The organism is Streptosporangium sp. NPDC049078, assembly GCF_040648855.1.
Lineage (GTDB): Bacteria > Actinomycetota > Actinomycetes > Streptosporangiales > Streptosporangiaceae > Streptosporangium.
The window spans coordinates 24,547-42,811 of record NZ_JBEZEL010000033.1 but is presented as its reverse complement, the minus strand read 5'-3'; the positions used below and the strand labels follow the sequence as shown (position 1 = coordinate 42,811).

General features: G+C 70.0%; 20 protein-coding genes and 2 tRNA genes. 5 read left to right on the top strand and 17 right to left on the bottom strand.

Annotation, left to right across the window (positions count from 1 at the left end; genetic code table 11):
• Positions 1 to 336 precede the first annotated feature (336 nt).
• Positions 337 to 1,563: a serine hydrolase domain-containing protein gene (locus AB0B90_RS37980; RefSeq protein WP_362926703.1), complete on the top strand. Its 1,227-nt coding sequence runs from the start codon at positions 337 to 339 to the stop codon at positions 1,561 to 1,563.
• 179 nt (positions 1,564 to 1,742) lie between these two features.
• Here AB0B90_RS37980 and AB0B90_RS37975 read toward each other — a convergent pair whose 3' ends face one another.
• The 10 genes from AB0B90_RS37975 to AB0B90_RS37930 form a co-directional block, all read right to left on the bottom strand.
• Positions 1,743 to 2,924, bottom strand: a complete 1,182-nt coding sequence (locus AB0B90_RS37975) for an FAD-dependent oxidoreductase (protein WP_362926701.1) — start codon at positions 2,922 to 2,924, stop codon at positions 1,743 to 1,745.
• 103 nt (positions 2,925 to 3,027) lie between these two features.
• Positions 3,028 to 3,972 (bottom strand): RNA polymerase sigma factor SigJ, encoded by a 945-nt coding sequence (gene sigJ / locus AB0B90_RS37970; RefSeq protein WP_362926699.1) that lies wholly within the window; start codon positions 3,970 to 3,972, stop codon positions 3,028 to 3,030.
• A gap of 202 nt (positions 3,973 to 4,174) precedes the next feature.
• Positions 4,175 to 4,369: a ferredoxin gene (locus AB0B90_RS37965; protein ID WP_362926697.1), complete on the bottom strand. Its 195-nt coding sequence runs from the start codon at positions 4,367 to 4,369 to the stop codon at positions 4,175 to 4,177.
• Positions 4,370 to 4,386: 17 nt separating this feature from the next.
• Positions 4,387 to 5,598 carry a cytochrome P450 gene (locus AB0B90_RS37960; RefSeq protein WP_362905348.1) on the bottom strand — a complete coding sequence of 404 codons (1,212 nt, stop codon included), beginning with the start codon at positions 5,596 to 5,598 and terminating at the stop codon, positions 4,387 to 4,389.
• 252 nt (positions 5,599 to 5,850) lie between these two features.
• Positions 5,851 to 5,923 (bottom strand) — tRNA-Ala (locus tag AB0B90_RS37955).
• A 19-nt stretch (positions 5,924 to 5,942) separates the two neighbouring features.
• Positions 5,943 to 7,373, bottom strand: a complete 1,431-nt coding sequence (locus AB0B90_RS37950; RefSeq protein WP_350945834.1) for an MFS transporter — start codon at positions 7,371 to 7,373, stop codon at positions 5,943 to 5,945.
• A 224-nt stretch (positions 7,374 to 7,597) separates the two neighbouring features.
• Positions 7,598 to 8,827 (bottom strand): MFS transporter, encoded by a 1,230-nt coding sequence (locus tag AB0B90_RS37945; protein ID WP_350945833.1) that lies wholly within the window; start codon positions 8,825 to 8,827, stop codon positions 7,598 to 7,600.
• Positions 8,828 to 9,207: 380 nt separating this feature from the next.
• Complete coding sequence (locus AB0B90_RS37940; protein WP_350945832.1) at positions 9,208 to 9,912, bottom strand: SRPBCC family protein; 705 nt, start codon at positions 9,910 to 9,912, stop codon at positions 9,208 to 9,210.
• A 66-nt stretch (positions 9,913 to 9,978) separates the two neighbouring features.
• On the bottom strand, positions 9,979 to 10,359 hold the full coding sequence (locus AB0B90_RS37935; protein ID WP_350945831.1) for a hypothetical protein: 381 nt from the start codon (positions 10,357 to 10,359) through the stop codon (positions 9,979 to 9,981).
• Complete coding sequence (locus AB0B90_RS37930) at positions 10,356 to 10,718, bottom strand: hypothetical protein (protein ID WP_350945830.1); 363 nt, start codon at positions 10,716 to 10,718, stop codon at positions 10,356 to 10,358. Before AB0B90_RS37930 ends, AB0B90_RS37935 begins: the two co-directional genes overlap by 4 nt.
• Positions 10,719 to 10,804: 86 nt before the next feature.
• On the opposite strand from AB0B90_RS37930, the gene AB0B90_RS37925 reads away from it, so the two are divergent.
• Positions 10,805 to 11,317 carry a DUF523 domain-containing protein gene (locus tag AB0B90_RS37925; protein WP_350945829.1) on the top strand — a complete coding sequence of 171 codons (513 nt, stop codon included), beginning with the start codon at positions 10,805 to 10,807 and terminating at the stop codon, positions 11,315 to 11,317.
• A 40-nt stretch (positions 11,318 to 11,357) separates the two neighbouring features.
• Here AB0B90_RS37925 and AB0B90_RS37920 read toward each other — a convergent pair whose 3' ends face one another.
• Positions 11,358 to 11,558, bottom strand: coding sequence for a hypothetical protein (locus AB0B90_RS37920; RefSeq protein WP_350945828.1), 201 nt, complete (start codon positions 11,556 to 11,558; stop codon positions 11,358 to 11,360).
• Between AB0B90_RS37920 and AB0B90_RS37915 the strand changes: the two genes are divergently transcribed.
• From AB0B90_RS37915 to AB0B90_RS37905, 3 genes are read left to right on the top strand one after another with little or no spacing between them, the layout of a single operon-like run.
• Positions 11,548 to 12,048 carry a hypothetical protein gene (locus AB0B90_RS37915; protein WP_350945827.1) on the top strand — a complete coding sequence of 167 codons (501 nt, stop codon included), beginning with the start codon at positions 11,548 to 11,550 and terminating at the stop codon, positions 12,046 to 12,048. The genes AB0B90_RS37920 and AB0B90_RS37915 overlap by 11 nt on opposite strands.
• A gap of 43 nt (positions 12,049 to 12,091) precedes the next feature.
• On the top strand, positions 12,092 to 12,769 hold the full coding sequence (locus AB0B90_RS37910; protein WP_350945826.1) for a response regulator transcription factor: 678 nt from the start codon (positions 12,092 to 12,094) through the stop codon (positions 12,767 to 12,769).
• A complete protein-coding gene (locus AB0B90_RS37905) occupies positions 12,766 to 14,106 on the top strand; it encodes an ATP-binding protein (RefSeq protein WP_350945825.1) in 1,341 nt (446 codons plus the stop codon). Before AB0B90_RS37910 ends, AB0B90_RS37905 begins: the two co-directional genes overlap by 4 nt.
• Positions 14,107 to 14,637: 531 nt before the next feature.
• On the opposite strand, the gene AB0B90_RS37900 is transcribed toward AB0B90_RS37905, so the two are convergent.
• From AB0B90_RS37900 to nadD, 6 genes are all read right to left on the bottom strand, one after another.
• On the bottom strand, positions 14,638 to 15,000 hold the full coding sequence (locus tag AB0B90_RS37900) for a DoxX family protein (RefSeq protein ID WP_350945824.1): 363 nt from the start codon (positions 14,998 to 15,000) through the stop codon (positions 14,638 to 14,640).
• Between the two features lie 334 nt (positions 15,001 to 15,334).
• The gene (locus AB0B90_RS37895; protein WP_350945823.1) at positions 15,335 to 15,910 is read right to left on the bottom strand and encodes a helix-turn-helix domain-containing protein; all 576 of its coding nucleotides are present in this window, start codon (positions 15,908 to 15,910) and stop codon (positions 15,335 to 15,337) included.
• A gap of 154 nt (positions 15,911 to 16,064) precedes the next feature.
• A tRNA-Ala gene (locus tag AB0B90_RS37890) sits at positions 16,065 to 16,137 on the bottom strand.
• 126 nt (positions 16,138 to 16,263) lie between these two features.
• A complete protein-coding gene (locus AB0B90_RS37885) occupies positions 16,264 to 16,896 on the bottom strand; it encodes a histidine phosphatase family protein (RefSeq protein ID WP_350945822.1) in 633 nt (210 codons plus the stop codon).
• Complete coding sequence (rsfS, locus tag AB0B90_RS37880) at positions 16,893 to 17,300, bottom strand: ribosome silencing factor (RefSeq protein ID WP_350945821.1); 408 nt, start codon at positions 17,298 to 17,300, stop codon at positions 16,893 to 16,895. The genes AB0B90_RS37885 and rsfS overlap by 4 nt, the downstream gene beginning before the upstream one ends.
• A 292-nt stretch (positions 17,301 to 17,592) precedes the next feature.
• A complete protein-coding gene (gene nadD / locus AB0B90_RS37875; protein WP_350945820.1) occupies positions 17,593 to 18,231 on the bottom strand; it encodes a nicotinate-nucleotide adenylyltransferase in 639 nt (212 codons plus the stop codon).
• Positions 18,232 to 18,265: the final 34 nt, after the last annotated feature.

Sequence of the window (18,265 nt, the reverse complement as noted above, 5' to 3'; positions counted from 1 at the left end):
CGCGAACTGCCCTTCTGGTTTACGGCCCTCCGGAACGCGCCTTTGTAACGCACTGTTCACACGAGCGGAATCGTGCGCCACCTCGCCCCGAACTGTCAAGGATGAGAACCGAAGTTCATATATGTGAACTAGCCGAACACGTTTGATCCACTAAGAAGATATTTGATAGCTAGTTTCACATATGCCCGATTTGTCGGGTAATCGGACCAGAAGGGGCCTTCAAGTTCACATTTGTGAACATATGTCCACAGCCTTGACTCGATGCCACACCGTACGGCAGCATCGCGCGGGTCCCTTCGATGAGGGACGTCTCACCGTCCGGAGAGGAAACGGCCCATGCGGACCACGGTGAACCCCGCCTCCCACGGACTCGCCCCGTCGAGCCTGGCCACCCTCGACGAGCGACTGCGCGAGTACGTCGACAACGGCCTTCTCCCCGGCTGGCAACTCCTGGTGAGTCGGCACGGGCAGGTCGTCCACCACCGCTCCTACGGCATGGACGACCGTGACGACACGCTCTTCCGGATCTACTCGATGACCAAACCCGTCACCTCGGTCGCCGCGATGATCCTCCACCAGGAGGGCCGATTCGACCTGACCGACCCGCTGGAACGCCACCTACCGGCCTTCCGCGACATGAGGATCTTCACCGGCGGCGACGCGGACGCCCCGGTGACCGAGCCGGCGCGGGGCCCCATCCGGGTTCGCCACCTGCTCCAGCACACCTCGGGCCTGTCCTACGGTGCCTTCCTGGACCACCCGCTGGACGAGATGTACCGCGCCCGGGGCCTCGGCTCACCACAGCCTCCGGGCCGCGATCTGGCCGAGCTCACCGACGCCTGGGCCGGGCTTCCGCTGCTGTTCGAACCCGGCAGCCGCTGGAACTACGGCGTCTCCACCGACGTTCTCGGCCGCCTGATCGAGGTCGTCTCCGGACAGAGCCTGGACGCCTTCCTCACCGAACGCGTCTTCGCGCCACTGGGAATGACCGACACCACCTTCACCCCGACCCCGGCACAGCGCGCCCGTCTCACCCGCGTGTACGCCCCCGGCGAGGGCGGCGGCCTGGTCGAACGCGCCGAGGACGCCGAGGACGCCGAGGACGTCGAGGACACGGTGCTGGAGAGCTCGGGTTTCCTGTGCGGCGGCGGCGGGCTGCTGTCGACCATGGCCGACTACCACCGCTTCACCCAGATGCTGCTGGGCGGCGGCGCCCTCGACGGCGTCCGCCTTTTGGAGCGCCACACGGTGAACCTCATGACCGCCAACCACCTGCCCGGCGGCGTCGATCTCGCCCAGGCCGCCGTGACGATCCCCGAACCCGGTCGCTACGACGGCCTCGGCTTCGGCCTTGGCTTCTCCATCGACCTGGATCCGACCTTCCGTGGCGTCACCTGCGCCCCCGGCCAGTACGGCTGGTCCGGCGCGGCCGGGACGACCTTCCTCGTCGACCCCCACCACCGCCTCACCGCCGTCTTCCTGACCCAGGTCCTCCCCTCCCCCCACACCGCCGCCGTCCGAACCCTTCTCGGCCGTCTCCCGCACACCGGACTGCGGGACTGACCACTGACGCCGCCGCCCCTGAACCGGCTCGGGTCCGGCCGAGGGACGCGGCCTCCGGCCCCGGGCGATGCCAGTGGCCAGACGTGACCAGGTGTGATCAGGTGTGGCCAGGGCCGCGACGCCGACCCCTCACCCACCGCCCGGTGCGAGACCGCGCGGTCCGAGAGCTCGCCGGTCGATCACGAGCCGACCGCCACGGCCCGCTCCCGCGTGACACGGCGGCGCCGAACCGGCAGCCCGAGCGTCGGGTTCGCGACGCCCCAGGCGGCGCCCCTGCAGACCAGCTCCTTGTAGGCGGCCGCGAACCGTCCGGTCAGGACCGCCCGCACCGCACGGTCGTCGGCGGTGACGTACTGGATCAGCCCCTCCCAGCGGCCCAGTGAGACGCACTGGTTGACATAGCGGATCGGCGTGTTCGGGAGTCTCCCGCCGGTCAGGCGCGCCGCGATCGCGTCGGCGGCCTGCCACGCGGTCGGCCCTCCCGAGGCGCACGACATCCGCAGCGGCTTGTTTCCGGGGCCCGCCGCCATCGCCGCGTCGCCGACGGCGTACACCTCCGGGTGCGAGACCGAGCGCATGGTCTCGTCGACCACGATCTGGCCGGTGCCGGTGACCTTCAGGCCGGTCGCCGCCGCGATCGGGTGGACGGCGAAGCCGGTGGTCCACACGGTGACCGCGGCCGGGATGCCCCTGCCGTCGGCGGTGGTGACGCGCTCGGCCTCGACCCCGGTGACGACGGCGTGCTCGTGCACGGTGATCTTGAGCCTGCCGAAGACCTTCCGCAGGTGCTCGCGTCCCCTGGGCGAGAAGTGGCCACCGAGGTCGCCGCGGACGGCGAGCGCGACGTCGAGGTCCGGACGCGCCTCGGCGATCTCGGCCGCGGCCTCCAGGCCGGTGAGACCTCCGCCGACGACGACCACGCTCTGTCCGGCGCCCAGGCGAGCCAGGCGCTCACGCAGCCGGAGTGCTCCGGGCCGGCCGGCGATCTCGTAGGCGTGCTCGGCGCTCCCGGGGACCCCCTGGGAGTTCCAGCCGCTGCCCAGGGCGTAGACGAGCGTGTCGTAGGCGAGTTCTTCCGCGCCGTTCGCGTCGACGACGGCGACGGTCCTGCCGTCGACGTCGACGCCGGTGACCTTCGCGATCCGCAGTTCGACGCCGGTGCCCGCGAACATCTCACTGAACGGCCGGGGCCTGAGATCCTGGCCGACCGCCAGCTGGTGCATGCGGACGCGTTCCACGAAGTCGGGCTCGGCGTTGACGAGGGTGATCGCGACGTCCTCGCGGCGGAGCCGCCTGGCGAGGCGACCGGCGGCGATGGCTCCGGCATATCCGGCTCCAAGAACGATGATGCGGTGCTGCATTCCCTTGCTCCCATCTCGCGCGGGTTTGCCCTTTGAACCGGGCGGCCCGCCGTTTCCTGACAGGAACGCGATGTGAAGCACCTCACACAGTGATCGGAAGTGATCAGGAAGCGCCGAACAGAGGCTCCCCGTGATCGGTGGCCGCCCAGCGCGCGGTCGCGCGGTCGAGCTTGTCGGGATTGACCTGGTGACGGAACGCGGCGATGCCCTCGGCGGTGACCTCCAGGCACATGACACCGACGACCCGGCCGTTCATCACGGCCACGACGGCGGGGTCACCGTTGGCGGTCCAGGCGTAGACCTCGGGCACACCGCCGACCACGGCGCGTACGCCCTTGCCGAACGCGAACAGGCCCCGCAGGAACTTCGCGACCGCGACGGAGCCCTCGAACGCCGTGGCGCGGGCCGGAACCTTTCCTCCACCGTCTCCGATCGAGACGACGTCCTCGGTGAGCAGCCGCACGAGCGATTCGACCTGGCCACCGGCCGCGGCCGCCAGGAACTCCTCGACGATCCGCCGGGTCGCGGCCTCGTCGACCTCGGTTCGGGCTTTGCCGTCCGCGACGCGCTTCCTGGCCCGGTGGAAGATCTGCTGGCTGGCACCCTCGGTGATGTCGAGGATCTCGGCGATCTCCCGGTGCGAGTAGCCGAAGGCCTCCCGCAGCACGTACACCGCCCGCTCGTTGGGGTGGAGGCGCTCCATGAGGGTGAGGACCGCGTACGAGACCGATTCGCGCTGCTCGGCGGTCTCGGCCGGGCCGAGCATCGGGTCTCCGGCGAGCAGCGGTTCGGGAAGCCACTGGCCCACGTACGTCTCGCGGCGCGCCCGCGCGGAGGCGAGCTGGTTGAGGCACAGGTTGGTGAGGACCTTCGTCAGCCATGCCTCGGGGACCTCGATGCGGCCGACGTCGGCGGCCTGCCAGCGCAGGAACGTCTCCTGCACGGCGTCCTCGGCCTCCCCGCCGGAGCCGAGGAGGCGATAGGCGATGGCCTCCAGGCGCGGCCTGGAGGCCTCGAACCGGCCGACGTCGTTCGCGGTCAACGGCATGGCCCGATCCTAGGTCGCGCGGCGCGAATCGGCCGCCACGGCAGGAATCGAGGTAGCCCTGTCCCGACGCGAGCCGCGCCACGCAAAAGAGGTTCGATGATCGCCGCACGCGATGCGTGAGCGTCGGACCCGCGCCGGAGGACTACGGCGCGGGTCCTGCGGCGGGTCCGGCGGGTTCACGAGATGACCGGGCCGCGACGGCTCACCCCGCGTCCCGGGAACGAAGGATGATCGCTTCACGGGGACAGCAGTCCGCCACCTCCTCGGCCAGCGAGATGTCGTCCGGGTCGGTGAGTTCGCCCTCGCGTGCGACGGCGATCCGATCCGCGCCGAGCGTGAACAACCCGGGGGCCGTCGCGGAACAGAGCCCGGTGCCGAAACACAGGGTTCGGTCCACCTCCAGACGCCGGCCCGTCACAGGACGACGGGCAGAGCACGGTAGTCGTTCAACGCCCACACCTCGTGACGCCGTATCTCCTCCCGGGGGCAGGCGAGCCGCAGATCCGGGAACCGCTCGACGAGAGTGGCGAGAGCCATCTCGCTGATCAACCGCGCGGCGGCCGCCCCGAGGCAGTTGTGGATACCGTGCCCGAGTCCCAGGTGACGCGCCCCGCTGCGGGTGAGGTCGAGGCGATGCGGATCGTCGAAGACCTCCGGGTCACGGTTGGCCGACGCGATCATGACCATCACCGGCTCACCGGCCGCGATCTCCACGTCCCTCACCTTGATCGCCTCGGTGGGGAACCGCCAGGGCACGGAGGCGACCGGCGACTCGTAGCGCAGCAGCTCCTCGATGCCCGACCGGCCCAGGACGCCTGGATCCCCGGTGACCAGCGCGCGCTGGTCGGGGTGGTCCAGCAGCGCCAGCATCGCGTTGCCGATGAACATCTTGGTCGTCCCGACCCCCGCGATGATCATGATGATCACCATCGCCACCAGTTCGTCCTCGGTGATCCGCCCCTCCTCGTCCGCCGCGCGGATGAAGGCGGAGGTGAGGTCGTCACCGGGTTCGGCCCGCTTCCTGGCGACGAGCTCGCGGCCCCGTTCGCAGAAACGCTCCCGCGCCCCCGGAATCAGCGGATGTTCGGCCGGGTCGGTGGAGATGAGCAGGTCCACGTCCCGGGCGAGATCCTCCCGCCCCTCCAGGGTGAACCCGAGGCGCGTCGCGATCACCGAAGGTGGAATCGGCGCCGCGAACTCCGACACCAGATCCCGTTCCTGGCCCGGTTCCCAATCTTTGATGGTCAGGTCGATAACGCGCCGGATATCCTCCCGCCATTTTTCGACGGCTCGCGGAGTGAACGCGCTCATGGCGCACCGCCGGACCCGGGTGTGCTGCGGTGGATCGAGTCCCGGAATGGTCTGCGCCAGTATGCTCTCTCCACCGATGGACAATCCCGCCGCGTGGAATTCGGCGCTCCCGCGCCACTCGGCGGTGCTGAACCGCGTGTCGGCGAGGATGGCCTGAGCGTCGTCGTATCTGGTCACCACCCACATGGGGACGTCGCCGAGCGGGAAGACGTATCGATGAACAGGCGAGTTGACCCGCAACCAGTCAAGCGCCGTATAGGGGTCACGAAAATAGTCGGAGCCGAAAAGCTCGAACGGAACGACCGTATCAGCCATACCAGGATTCCTCCCGCTGCCTGTATCGCCCGCATCGTACGTCTCATATCCACCGCGGGAAATAGGCGGCCCGCAACGGAGCCACCACACAAAAGGCGAACGCCGGTCACCGGAAAAACCTGCGAGCAAAGGAACGGCTCACTCGACCCGGACTCCGAGTGGGAGGACCCGGGGGTCGTCCCGCCGGGTGAACGAGAACGGGACCTGCGGGAAGCCGCCCCTGAAGGCGGACCCGCAGGTCCCGGTCACACGTGGAGCTATGGGGATTCGAACCCCAGACCTCCTCCATGCCATGGAGGCGCGCTACCAGCTGCGCCATAGCCCCTTGCGATGCAGATGAAATCCTAGCCGATTCGGGACAGTCCTCGCGCCCTCATTCCGGTCGCGAGCGCGACGGCCGCGGAGCCCGCGGCGCTCGCGGTGATGATGCCAAAGGAGATCACGTACGCGTCGCGGGAGGGGACGGAGGTTCCCGCGATGGTGATCGAGGTGAGGAGCGCGGAGGTCGCGGCGCCGGAGAGGCTGCCGCCGATGGAGCGGACCAGGGAGTTGATGCCGCTCGCGATGCCGCTCTGGTCCCTGGACACGTGCTGCACGGCGAGGGCCCCCAGCGCGGCGTAGCCGATGCCGAACCCCAGGCCCTGTACGGCGTTGGAGCCGACCAGATGGAGCACCGAGTCGTTGAAGAGGGTGAACCAGCCGAATCCGGTGGCGCACAGGCCCGCGCCGAGGGCGAGGGAGTAGGCGGGACCGAGCCGGGCGGAGAGACGGCCCGCCGTGAAGGAGGCGAGCAGCATCGTCACGGTGCTGGGCAGGGCGTAGACGCCGACGTCGAGGACCGACCCGCCGAAGCCGTACCCGGCGGACGAGGGCGTCTGGATGAATCCTGAGACCAGGGTGAAGGAGCCGAACATGGCGAAACCCAGGAGCATCGACGCCACGTTGGCCGGCAGGGACCGACGCCCGACGAGCAGGTGGAGCCGTACCATCGGCGCCCGGAGCCGCAGCTGACTGAAGACCCAGACGGCACAGAATCCGCCCGCGCCCGCGAACAGCCACAGCACGACTCCCGAACTCCAGCCCCAGTCGTTGCCCTTGGAGATCGCCAGCAGCAGGCAGACGAGCCAGGCCGACAGCAGCGCCGCGCCGATGAGGTCGGGGCGGCCCCCGGCGCCGGCTCCGTCGCCCGGAGCACTCAGCACGATGAGCACGATCGCGAGCGCGCTGAGCCCAGCCGTGATCCAGAAGACCGGGTGGTGATCGGGGGTGCGGTCGGCGATCAGGCCGGTGACGATCATGCCGAGGCTGCCGCCGACACCCATGGTGGCGCTGACCACTCCGATCGCCGTCATGACCCTGCCGGGCGGGAAGGTGTCCCTGATCATGCCGATGGCCAGCGGGATCAGTGCCGCCGAGGCGCCCTGCAGAGCCCGCCCGGCGATCAGCACAGGGAGGGAACCGGACAGGGCGCAGACCAGCGAGCCCAGTACGAGCAGGCCGACGGTGAACAGGATCATCCGCTTCTTGCCGTACATGTCCCCGAGGCGCGAAAGCAGCGGCGTGGCCACCGCCGCGGCGAGCAGCGAGGCGGTGAAGACCCAGGTGACCTCGGCCACCGACGCGCCGAAGGTGACCATGAGCCTGGGCAGCAGCGGAATGACCACGGTCTGCTGCACGGACACGACCATTCCGGCGGTGGAGAGCGCCATCAGGGTGAGCCAGAGATGTCTGCCCTGCCGTGTGGTGCCAGGTCCGGCGAGGGTCGTTCCCGTCACTGCCCGCTCCTCCGCTGTCGACTGCCGCCTTCGCATGGTAGAGGGCGACGGTAAACAACTGTTTACCGGGTGGCGGCCGGCCGAACCCCCTCGGCCTTTCCGCCGGGACGCGTGACGCGCGTCGAGTCCGCGATCGGCGTCATCTCGTCATGCCGATGTTCATGCCGATGCGGCTCGCGCCGCCCCCGAAGGGGCGCGAGCCGCATCGGGGGCGGCGCGGTCGATCAGCGCGCGAGGGACCGCTCGTCCTCCAGATATCCAGGGCGACCGGCGTGCCAGCCGGTCACGAACTGGACGGCGACCACCGCGAACAGCAGCAGGAACGGCAGCGTCCAGCCGCCGGTCGATTCGTGCATGACGCCGACGACCAGGGGCCCGGCACCCGCGATGAGGTATCCGACACTCTGCCCGAAGGCCGACAGCGCGGCCGTCGCCTCGGGGGTGCGGGTGCGCATGGCGAGCATCGTGAGCGCGAGGGGGAACGACCCCATGCCGACGCCCACCAGGCTCGCGAAGACCCAGGCCAGGCCGGAGGGACCGAGCCAGAGTCCGAGGAATCCGACCGTGTAGAAGACGACGAAGGCGGCAACCACGGGCCTCTGGTCGGAGAACCGCGACGCGATCGAGGGCACCAGGAGCGAGACCGGGATACCGATCGCGGTGAAGACGCCCAGCACCAGGCCCGCCTGCGCGGTGGTGTAGCCGCCGTCGGTCAGGATCTTCGGCAGGAAGCCGAACATGATGTAGGCGACCATGCTCTGGGTGCCGAAATAGGCGGCGACCGCCCAGGCCAGCCTGCTACGAAGCAGGGCACGGGCCCCCGTGCCCCCGCTCATGCCGCGCCGCTCCGGCTCACTGCGCGAGAGCGCAAGCCACGGAATGGCGGCGACGGCCGCGAGCGCCCCCCACACCCCCAGGGCAACATGCCAGTTGCCGTCGGTGGCCCGCTGGATGGGCACGGTCGCGGCGGCCGCGAGCATCGTGCCCACCGCGAGGGCGGTGGTGTAGACGGTGGTCATGGTCCCGGCCCGGCCGGGGAAGTGACGCTTGATCAGGCTGGGGATGAGCACGTTGCCCACCGCGCCGCCCGACAGCGCCAGGGCACTGCTGTAGAGGAACACCTCGGCCGAGCCCACCATCGAGCGGATGAGCAGGCCCGCACCGAGGACGACGAGGGCGAGGAGCAGAAGGCGGTGCTCTCCGACCCTCACCGCGAGGGCGGGCGTCACCGCGCCGACCGAGGCGAAGATGAGCACCGGGAGCGTGGTGAGCAGCCCGGCTCCGACGGCGGTCATGCCCAGGCCGGAGGTTATCTGGTCGAGGACCGGTCCGACGCTCGTGACGGCGGTACGCAGGTTCAGTGCCGCGAGGACGATTCCCAGTACGAGCAACCAGGCGAGAGAGCCCGTGGTTCCATCGGTGCGGCCCCTGGTCTGATGGGTGAGCACGCTCATGCTGGTTTCAGTCCTCCTCAGTGGTTTCATCCAATCGTAGGATGATTGGCTGACCCCGACTGTAACAGGAGTGAAACCTCAGTTTGTTCCTGACCTGGCGTGCCGAATCCGAGCAGGACGAATCACTGACAACATGAAAGCCGGGCCACGATCCTCTTTACAGATCGTGGCCCGGCTTTCTCACGCACCGGACGACTCCCCCCGCCTCCGGATGCCCGGAATCCCGGACGGTTCGGGCAGCGGACGCCTGGGGCGTCACCGAGCGCGCCTTGGGATCGGACGCGCGGCCCGGGACCGACCGCACCGGACGCCCACCCCGGACGAGAGTCCCCCCAGGTCCGGACGGCGGTTTCCGGGCACGCGGCCCCGGTCGGCAAGCGTCAGATGCGCGGCCCCGGGGTGAGCGGCGGCTCCTCGCCCGGCCTGCGCCCCGCCGGGGGCAGCGGCTCACCACCGGGCGGAGGAAGATCCGGGTCCGCCGGGTAGGGCTGGCCCACCGTACGCGGCGGCACCGGCTCGCCGAACCCGTGACCGCCCCCCGTACCGGTGCCGCGATGCTCCCCCAGGCCCGGGTCGCCCAGAGGCCGGTCGGTGACCCCACCGGTGCCGGCGACATCGCCGCCGCGCTCGTGCGGGCCGGGAACGTCGCCGCGCCACGCGCCGGTCTCATCGCCGCGCGACTCGACGAAGGTCTTGAAACGCTCCAGGTCGCCGCGGACGCGCAGCCGGACGAGCTGCAGCCAGTCACCGACGGTCTCGACGAACCCCTCGGGGTCGTACTCCATCTGCAACGTGACCCGGGTGCTGTCGGGACCGAGATGGTGGAAGGTCACCACGCCCGCCTGGTGCGGCTTGTCCAGTGACTTCCAGGCCACCCGCTCGTCGGGGTGCTGCTCGGTGATCTCCGCCTCGAACTCCCGGCGGACCCCGGCGATCTCGACGACCCACGCCGTGCGCGTGTCACTCAGCTGCTTGATCGACTCGACGCCTTCCATGAACTCGGGAAAGCTCTCGAACTGGGTCCACTGGTTGTACGCGGTCCGGATCGGAACGTTGACGTCCACTGACTGTTCAATCGAGCTCATGACCGTGCCTCCCTTGTGGTTTGGTCGGTTCGGGGACCAGACCTGCCCGGTGAGGCACGGACCTAACTAGCGGCGCCGCAAAAGCCAGTAAAGGCCCAGGACAGGAAGCACAAACGGGATGAAAAGATATCCGCTCCCGTAACCCGACCAGACCGTGGCACGCGGGAAGGCCTCGGGGTCGACCATGCTGAGCGTTCCCACGATGAGCACCCCGGCCAGTTCGACACCGCAGGCGACGAGCGCCAGGGTCCTGTTCCCCCTGGCCAGCGCCACGGTGAGCACGACGTAGACGGCCGCGGCGAACGCCGACAGCGCGTAGGCCAGCGGAGCCTCCTGGAACCGGGTGGCGATCTGCACGGCGGCACGCGCCCCCGCGGCGAGGGCGAACACCCCGTAGACCGCCACCAGCGCGCGTCCCGGCCCGCTGCCGATCGCCGGTTCGCTCACGGCAGCCCCTGCCAGACCTGGAGCATCCGCCCGACCATGCCGGGAATCGCGAAACCCGCCACCGCGATCACCGCGGGCCCCCAGCGCGACCGCTCACCGATCCCCCAGAACGCCGCCACCGGCGGGATCACCAGGCTGCCCGCCAGATAGCCGATGAGCGTGGCCGTCTCCGCGGGCCCCTCGCCCCGCACCAGCGCGGCGATCACGAACCCGGCCTGGACGAGCAGGCCGATCTCCAGCACTCCGAGCGCGACGAGGAGCGGTCTGCTCATCGCCCTGTTCCTCGCCGTGCTCACCAGCGCGAAGATCCCGACCAACAGCGACAGCAGGATGAGGCCGGTCGCGAGCGGGCCGATCATCGAGACCTCAGGGGATCGAAAAGCATGGGCAGCAGGGTACTGCCCGGCCCCCTCGCCCTCCGCTCCGCGCCACGTACTCTGGGTCCGTGGAGAGGATCCTGGTCAGCGCCTGCCTGATGGGACGGAAGGTCCGCTACGACGGGGCCGCCAAGACGAGCGGCGACGCCTTGCTGGTCACGTGGCGGCGGCAGGGGCGGCTCGTCCCGTTCTGCCCCGAGGTCGAGGGCGGTCTGCCCGTGCCGCGCCCGGCCGCGGAGATCGAGGACGGCGCCGGAGGCGAGGCGGTGCTGTCCGGGGCGGCCCGGGTGCTGACCGCCGAGGGTGCCGACGTCACGGAGTTCTTCCTCTCCGGCGCACGGGCGGCGCTCGCCGCCGCGCGGACCCACGGTGTGCGGGTGGCGATTCTGAAGGAGGGCAGTCCCTCCTGCGGCAGCCTGGTCATCTACGACGGCGCCTTCGGGGGCGGGCGCGTGCCCGGCCACGGGGTGACCACCGCCCTGCTCGAACGGCACGGCATCGCGGTCTTTTCCGAGGAGCGCGTCGCCGAGGCCGCCGCGCGACTGCGCGAACTCGGCGACCGGCACCCCGGACCCGCCTGAAGGCCGGCCCTCGCTCGCCCCGGCGTCCATCAGGGGCGGCCTAGTACTCCCACAGGTCGGTGCGGCCCTCCGCTCCGATGCAGAAGACCGCGGAACCGTGCTCTCCCTGGACGAGGTCGACCCTGATCCAGCCGGTGGCCGAGGCGACCTTGGCCTCGTAGCCCGCGTTGGGCGCGGCGGCGATCAGACGGCACACGCCGTTCTCGATGGCGAACGAGACCGAACCACCCTTGACGTTCACCACGCGCAGGTTCTCGGTGGAGATCGATCGCGTCCTGGTGGCCGTCGCCCTGGGCGTGGCGGGCGACGAGGTGGCCGCCTGGGTTCCGCGCGGCCTGGGAGGCGCGGACGGCGGCCCGGAACGGGAGGAATCGCCCTCCCGCGTGCGGGCCGGCGCCGCGGCGGTCCTCGACGGAGAGGAGGCGGAACTCGGCCTGGCGGTGCCGCGTGCGGGCGCGGTGGAGCGGGGCGCCGGGGTCCGGTCCGGCCCGGAGGAAGGCGCGGAGGAGGCCGCTGTCGGCGTGCCGAGTACCTGCGGTCCCGTGGGCGCTCCCCGGGGGAGTCGCGAGTCTCCCGTACGCCCGATGGCGGCGTTGATGGGTTCGATGCTCGCGTCCTCGAAGACCTCGCTGCGGAGCACGTCGCGGACGCCGAACCAGGCGACCGAGATCGCCAGGACGGTGGCCCCGCACCACACCGCTATGAACCCCAGCGTCTGCCGCATATCGTGAATTATTACGTCATATGTCCCACTGTTCACTACCGTTACATGGCATGGCGACGGTGCTAGTGGTCGAAGACGATGAATACGTACGATCCGCGATCATCCAGGAACTCAGCAGGCGCCAGCACGCCGTACGCAGCGCGGGGCGTGCGCTCGACGCTCTGCGAGAGATCACCCAGAACCCCCCGGACGCGGTGGTTCTCGACCTCGGGCTGCCCGACCTGGACGGGGCGGAGGCGCTCAAGATGGTCCGCAGCGTCTCCAGCGTCCCGGTCATCGTGGCCACGGCCAGGGACAACGAGGCGGAGATCGTCCGTCTCCTCCAGGCGGGGGCCGACGACTACCTGGTCAAACCGTTCTCCGGCGACCACCTGAACGCCCGCCTGGACGCCGTGCTGCGCCGGGCGCGGAGCGCGACCCCACCCCCGGTCCTGTGCGTCGGCGCCCTGTCGGTGGACCTCAACCGGCGCGAGGCCCACCTGGACGGTGCCCCGCTCACCCTCACCAGGCGCGAGTTCGACCTCCTCGCCTATCTCGCCACCCGCGCCGACCGGGTGGTCTCCCGCAAGGAACTGCTCACCGAGGTCTGGCAACAGTCCTACGGGGACGACCAGACGATCGACGTCCACCTGTCATGGCTGCGGCGCAAGCTCGGCGAGAGCGCGTCCTCCCCCCGCTACCTGCACACCGTACGCGGCGTGGGGGTCATGCTGATCACACCGCCGTGAGGCGGACCCTCGCCCTGCTCACCGTCGCGGGAACCTCGATGGTCGCCCTCGCCTTCCTGATCCCGCTCGGACTCATCGTCAGGGAGATCGCCCACGGCCGGGCCATGGCCGAGGCGGAACGGCAGGCCTCGGCGCTGGTCCCCGTGCTCGCCATCACCGTCGATCCCGACCGGCTCACCCACGCGCTGCTCAGCACCGGCGCACGGGACCGCATCGGGGTCCACCTGCCCGGCGGCGGCTCGGCCGGTACCGTGAGGGCCCCCGCGGAGACCGTGGCCGCGGCCTCCCGCCTGACCCGGGCCATCACCGCCGAGATGGGCACCGGCTACCTCCTGCTGCGCCCCGTCGCCCTGGACGGTGACAGGACCGTGGTCATCGAGATCTTCATCCCGCCGGCCGACCTCACCCGAGGCGTCGCCTCGTCGTGGGCGGTGCTGAGCGGGGTGGCCGCGGTGCTCGTCGCCGGATCACTCCTGGTCGGCGACCGGCTGGGCGTACGCGTGGTGCGCTCGGCCCGGCGGCTGGGACGGGCGGCGAGCGCCCTGGGCGCCGGGGACCTCAGCGTCCGCATCGAGCCCGAGGGCCCGCCCGAGCTCGTCGCGGCCGGCGAGGCGTTCAACAGCATGGCCGACCGCGTGACCCAGCTGCTGGCCGCGGAAAGGGAGATGGCCGCGGACCTGTCGCACCGCCTGCGCACCCCCCTCACCGCGCTCCGGCTCAGCCTGGACCACCTGGGACCCGAGGCCGAGCAGAGCAGGAGCGCGCTGAGCCGCCTGGAGGCCGAGGTGGATCAGATCATCGCGGCGGCGAGGCAGCCCTCCCGCGCGCCGGAGCTCGTCCACTGTGACGCCGCCGAGGTGCTGCGCGAACGGCTCGCCTTCTGGTCGGCGCTCGCCGAGGACCAGAGGCGCCCATGGGAGCTGATCGGCGCCTCGGCGCCCGCACGGGTGCCGGTCGCGGCAGGAGAGCTCAGCGCCGTGGTGGACGCCCTGCTCGGCAACGTCTTCCGGCACACCCCCGAGGGCACGGCGTTCACGGTGACCCTGCACCAGGGCTCGGGCACCGTCGGCGTGCTGATCGCCGACGCCGGTCCCGGCATCGGCGACCCCGAGGCGGCGCTGCGACGTGGGACCAGCGGGGCGGGATCCACCGGGCTCGGCCTGGACATCGCCCGCAGGCTCGCCGAGTCCTCCGGCGGCACCCTGCGAATCGACGCGTCCTCACTCGGCGGCGCCAGAGTCCAGCTCTGGTTCCGCACCGAATCGCACGACCGTCCCCCCCGTACCGCCCGGCGTCTGGTCGGCGGCCGCTGGTCCCGCAGGGACGCGAGGCGCTGAGCGGCGCGGCGGAACGTGTCGTGGACCGCGCCGGAGTGCGCCGGAGTGCGCCACGGCCGATACGGGGCCGGCTCACGACGTGCTTCTCCGGACGTCGGCCAGAGCACGCGTAGGCGAACGGCCGGATCTCCACCGGATCACCCGAAGTGCGAAGCGTTGCCCGGACCACGCGTGAGCGGACATTGGTTAGATCACGCGTAAGCGCCCCTTAAGCAATGCTCAAACGGGCTGTTTCCCCATTCCGGCTGCTCGATCATGAAGGGGAACGCGGACGTCACCCCGCGTCCATGGTTTCCGGCTCGCCCCGCCGCGCCGGTCTCGCGTCCAGACGGAGGAGGCGCGACCGGCACGGCGGGCGAGCCGGAAGCTCGCCTTCGCGGTCTCTTCTGATGATCTGTGATCGAAGCGCTCCGTCGCGAAGAACCGGGATGACGTTCGCCTTCCGGGGACGCGGGAACGGCAGGCATCCCCCACCTCCTCGTTGACCCGCTGACCCGACTCGGCCGGCGTGTCGTCCCGCGTGATCGGCCGTCACCGGATCACGAAACAGAACACGCCGGTGGCGAGGCAGACGACGAGCATGCCCGTGGCGTTGAGGAAGAGGTTCCTGCCGAAGTCTCTCGCCGCCACGTGCATCGATATCGCGACGAGGAAGTACAGGACGAGCGCGGCGCAGGTGACCGCCCCCAGATAGGGGATCCATATGCCCGCCAGCAGGCCGGCCGCCGCCGCGAACTTGATCGGCGACATCACCCACCAGTGTCTTCTCGGCCACTTCACGTCCTCCAGGCACCGAGCGACGAAAGCCACCGGCCTGACACACAGGATCGCGTCGACCACCTGTATGAAAGCCAGCACCACGACGGGCCACACCGGATCAGGAAGGTGCGTCAAGGTCGTCCTCCCTTCGTACGCTCTCGACTCGAACCGTACCATACGGCATGGTATGGAAAGATGACAAGGATCCTCCGACGCCGGGCCGTGCGGGCGGGTCACCGTCCCTCCTCCCGCTCAGCTGAACGCCCAGGTGAAGAAGAACGTGGGCCGCCCGGAAATCCGGTCGAACAACGGCGCGGACCGCGCGGGAAAGCAGCCGACCGACGTCATGAGCCGCGCGGGAAAGCAGCCGACCGATGCCGTGAACCGCACAGAAACCCGACCGGCGATGCCGTGGAGGGCCCGGCAAACCGGCCGGCCCATGTCGCGGAGCGCGAATCGATGTCGCGTCTCAGTCGGCGGCGGTGATCGACTTCTCCGGCACCAGGGGCAGAAGCATCTCGACGACGTCCCTCAACTCCTCGGCACCGACGGGCGGGACCAGCACGGTGGCCCCCACGGCCAGGAGATACGGAAGCAGCGCGGCTCGTCTCGCCTCCGCGTCCGTCGCGACATGGGGCCGCCAGACGCGCTGCAACGCCGACAGCCTGACCTGGTCGATGCGCGCCTGCACGGCGCGCACACCGGGATCCGACATCGACCAGGCACGTACCGCCGCCTCCAGTTGGGGTCGGTAGAGCCCCGTATCCCGCGACCGGATCAGCTCGGTCAGCCTCCCGAGGACGGCGCGCGCGTCACCCTGCGTCTCGACCTCGGCGATCGCCCGGTCGAACGCCTCGACGGACAACCGCTCGAAGTACGCCAGCAGGTCGCGCTTGTATCCCTCGGCACCATCGAAATGGTGGTGAAAGGACCCCTTGGACAATCCCAGGCGGGCGGCGATCCGGTCGATGCGCACCCCCGAGGCCCCCTCGGCGGCCAGCACCCGGATGCCCTCGTCCAACCAACGGTCACGCGCCGCACTCACGCCCCGACCATACCAGGAGGTACGGTGCCCGGACGTGCCCGCGACACGCCCCTGAACGAAACAAGGCCACCCGGAGGGTGGCCTTGTCAAGGAGATCGCGGGCGACCTCCCACCGGCGCTCATCGCGCCGACGATCCGATCACCCGTCCGTGGGTGGAGCTATGGGGATTCGAACCCCAGACCTCCTCCATGCCATGGAGGCGCGCTACCAGCTGCGCCATAGCCCCTGGTCACCGCTTCGAGTGCTCTCGTTGCGGCGCTCGGGAAGCATATAAGGACACCGGCGTGTTCACCTAATCGACGACCACACGGCCCGCGCCCGCCACCGGGGCGCAAGCCGCGCCGCCCGAAGGTCAATCCTGGGTGACCTCGGGGTTGTCGTCGCTGCTGACCGGCTCGGGGAGGGTCCCCGCGTTGTGCTCCAGCAGACGCCAGCCCTTACGCCCCTCCTCCAGCACCGACCACGAGCAGTTTCCGAGACCTCCCAGGGCGGGCCAGAGCTCCTGCGGCAGGTTCATGAGCTTGGCGATACCGAGCCGGATCGCCGCCCCGTGGGAGGCGACGACCAGCAGGCCGTCGGAGTCGATCTCCGCCGCCCAGCGGCGGATGGCCGAGGAGACCCTGTCGGCGACGTCGGTGACCGCCTCACCGCCCGGCGCCTCCCAGTCGGCGAACTCCCGGGGCCACCTCTTGGAGATCTCCTCCCGGGTGAGCCCTTCCCACTGGCCTCCGCCCCGCTCTCGCAGATCCTTGTCGACACTGACGTCCAGGCGCGTGACGCGGCCCAGCGCCGAGGCGGTGTCGAAGGCGCGCTGGAGATCGGAGGAGACAATCCTGCTCGGGCGGAGAGCGGCGAGCAGCGAGGCCGCGCGGGTGGCCTGCGCGATCCCGGTCTCGTCAAGGGGGATGTCGCTGTGGCCCTGGAAGCGGTGCTCGACGTTCCACAGCGTCTGGCCATGCCTGAGGCAGACGACGCGGCGACTCACTCAGCTACCGTCCCGCGGGCGCGCTGGGCGGCGACCTGGGTCACACTGTCCGGCAGCGAGATGGAGGGGCAGTCCTTCCACAGGCGCTCCAGCGCGTAGAAGGTGCGGTCCTCCTCGTGCTGGACGTGCACGACGATGTCGATGTAGTCCAGCAGGACCCAGCGGCCCTCGCGCTCACCCTCGCGACGGACGGGCTTGGCGTCGGCCCCGATCCGCAGCCGGTCCTCGATCTCGTCGACGATGGCGCGGACCTGACGGTCGTTGGTGGCGGAGCAGAGCACGAACGCGTCGGTGATGACGAGCTGGTCGCTCACGTCGTAGGCGAGAATGTCGTCGGCCAGTTTGTCCGCCGCCGCCTCGGCGGCGAGCCTGACGAGCTGGATGGATCTTTCTGTTGCTGTCACGGTGTGGGTCAGTCCTCCTGCTAGTCGGCGCTGTCACCTATCAGGGTGCCCGATTCGGCGCTTGTTGAAGAGCCGCCTGTTGGACAACGCCTATCGTGTGTCACCCGATTCCGCACCGCAAACGAATTGCCGCCCTGATCAGGGGCGTCCTCGGCGGGCGCGGCCGCGTTCGTCGATCTCGGGCGGGACGGGCACGGCCCGCGCGGTCGGCGATCATGCCGGATGAGCCGCGGATACTCGTCCCACGCAAATTTCTCGAATCATAGCGAATTTCATCAAAATCGGCCCCCGCTCACCGGCCACCGGAAGGTCTGGCCGCCGTGTCGCCGTACAGACCGCGCTTGTTGATGTACTGGACGATGCCGTCGGGGACGAGATACCAGATGGGCTCCCCGGAGGCCACCCGCTGGCGACACTCCGACGACGAGATGGCCAGTGCCGGGATCTCCACCAGGCTCACCTTGCCGTCGGGCAGGCCGGGGTCGTGCAGGACGTGGCCGGGCCTGGTGGCACCCACGAAGTGCGCGATGGTGAACAGCTCGTCGACGTCGCGCCAGCTCAGGATCTGGGCGAGCGCGTCGGCCCCGGTGATGAAGTAGAGATCCACATCGGGCCCCCAGGCGGCGGAGATCTCTCTGAGCGTGTCGATGGTGAAGGTGGGACCCGGGCGGTCGATGTCGACGCGGCTCACCGAGAACCTGGGGTTGGAGGCGGTGGCGATGACCGTCATGAGATAGCGGTCCTCGGCGGCCGAGACGATCTTGTCGGCCTTCTGCCACGGCTGTCCCGTCGGCACGAAGACCACCTCGTCAAGATCGAAATGGTGAGCGACCTCACTGGCCGCGACCAGGTGACCGTGATGGATCGGGTCGAAGGTCCCGCCCATGACGCCCAGACGTCGCTTCCCCTTGCCCGTAGGCACGTTCATCATGAAACGGACCATACGTGCAAGCCGTACACAGCTT

What these genes read in the sequence shown, in the direction of transcription:
- AB0B90_RS37960 (WP_362905348.1), bottom strand. Translation starts at nt 5,598, where the DNA reads ATGGCTGATACGGTCGTTCCGTTCGAGCTTTTCGGCTCCGACTATTTT.
- nadD (WP_350945820.1), bottom strand. Translation starts at nt 18,231, where the DNA reads ATGATGAACGTGCCTACGGGCAAGGGGAAGCGACGTCTGGGCGTCATG.
- AB0B90_RS37910 (WP_350945826.1), top strand. Translation starts at nt 12,092, where the DNA reads ATGGCGACGGTGCTAGTGGTCGAAGACGATGAATACGTACGATCCGCG.
- AB0B90_RS37975 (WP_362926701.1), bottom strand. Translation starts at nt 2,924, where the DNA reads ATGCAGCACCGCATCATCGTTCTTGGAGCCGGATATGCCGGAGCCATC.
- sigJ (WP_362926699.1), bottom strand. Translation starts at nt 3,972, where the DNA reads ATGCCGTTGACCGCGAACGACGTCGGCCGGTTCGAGGCCTCCAGGCCG.
- AB0B90_RS37940 (WP_350945832.1), bottom strand. Translation starts at nt 9,912, where the DNA reads ATGAGCTCGATTGAACAGTCAGTGGACGTCAACGTTCCGATCCGGACC.
- AB0B90_RS37930 (WP_350945830.1), bottom strand. Translation starts at nt 10,718, where the DNA reads ATGATCGGCCCGCTCGCGACCGGCCTCATCCTGCTGTCGCTGTTGGTC.
- AB0B90_RS37980 (WP_362926703.1), top strand. Translation starts at nt 337, where the DNA reads ATGCGGACCACGGTGAACCCCGCCTCCCACGGACTCGCCCCGTCGAGC.
- AB0B90_RS37945 (WP_350945833.1), bottom strand. Translation starts at nt 8,827, where the DNA reads ATGAGCGTGCTCACCCATCAGACCAGGGGCCGCACCGATGGAACCACG.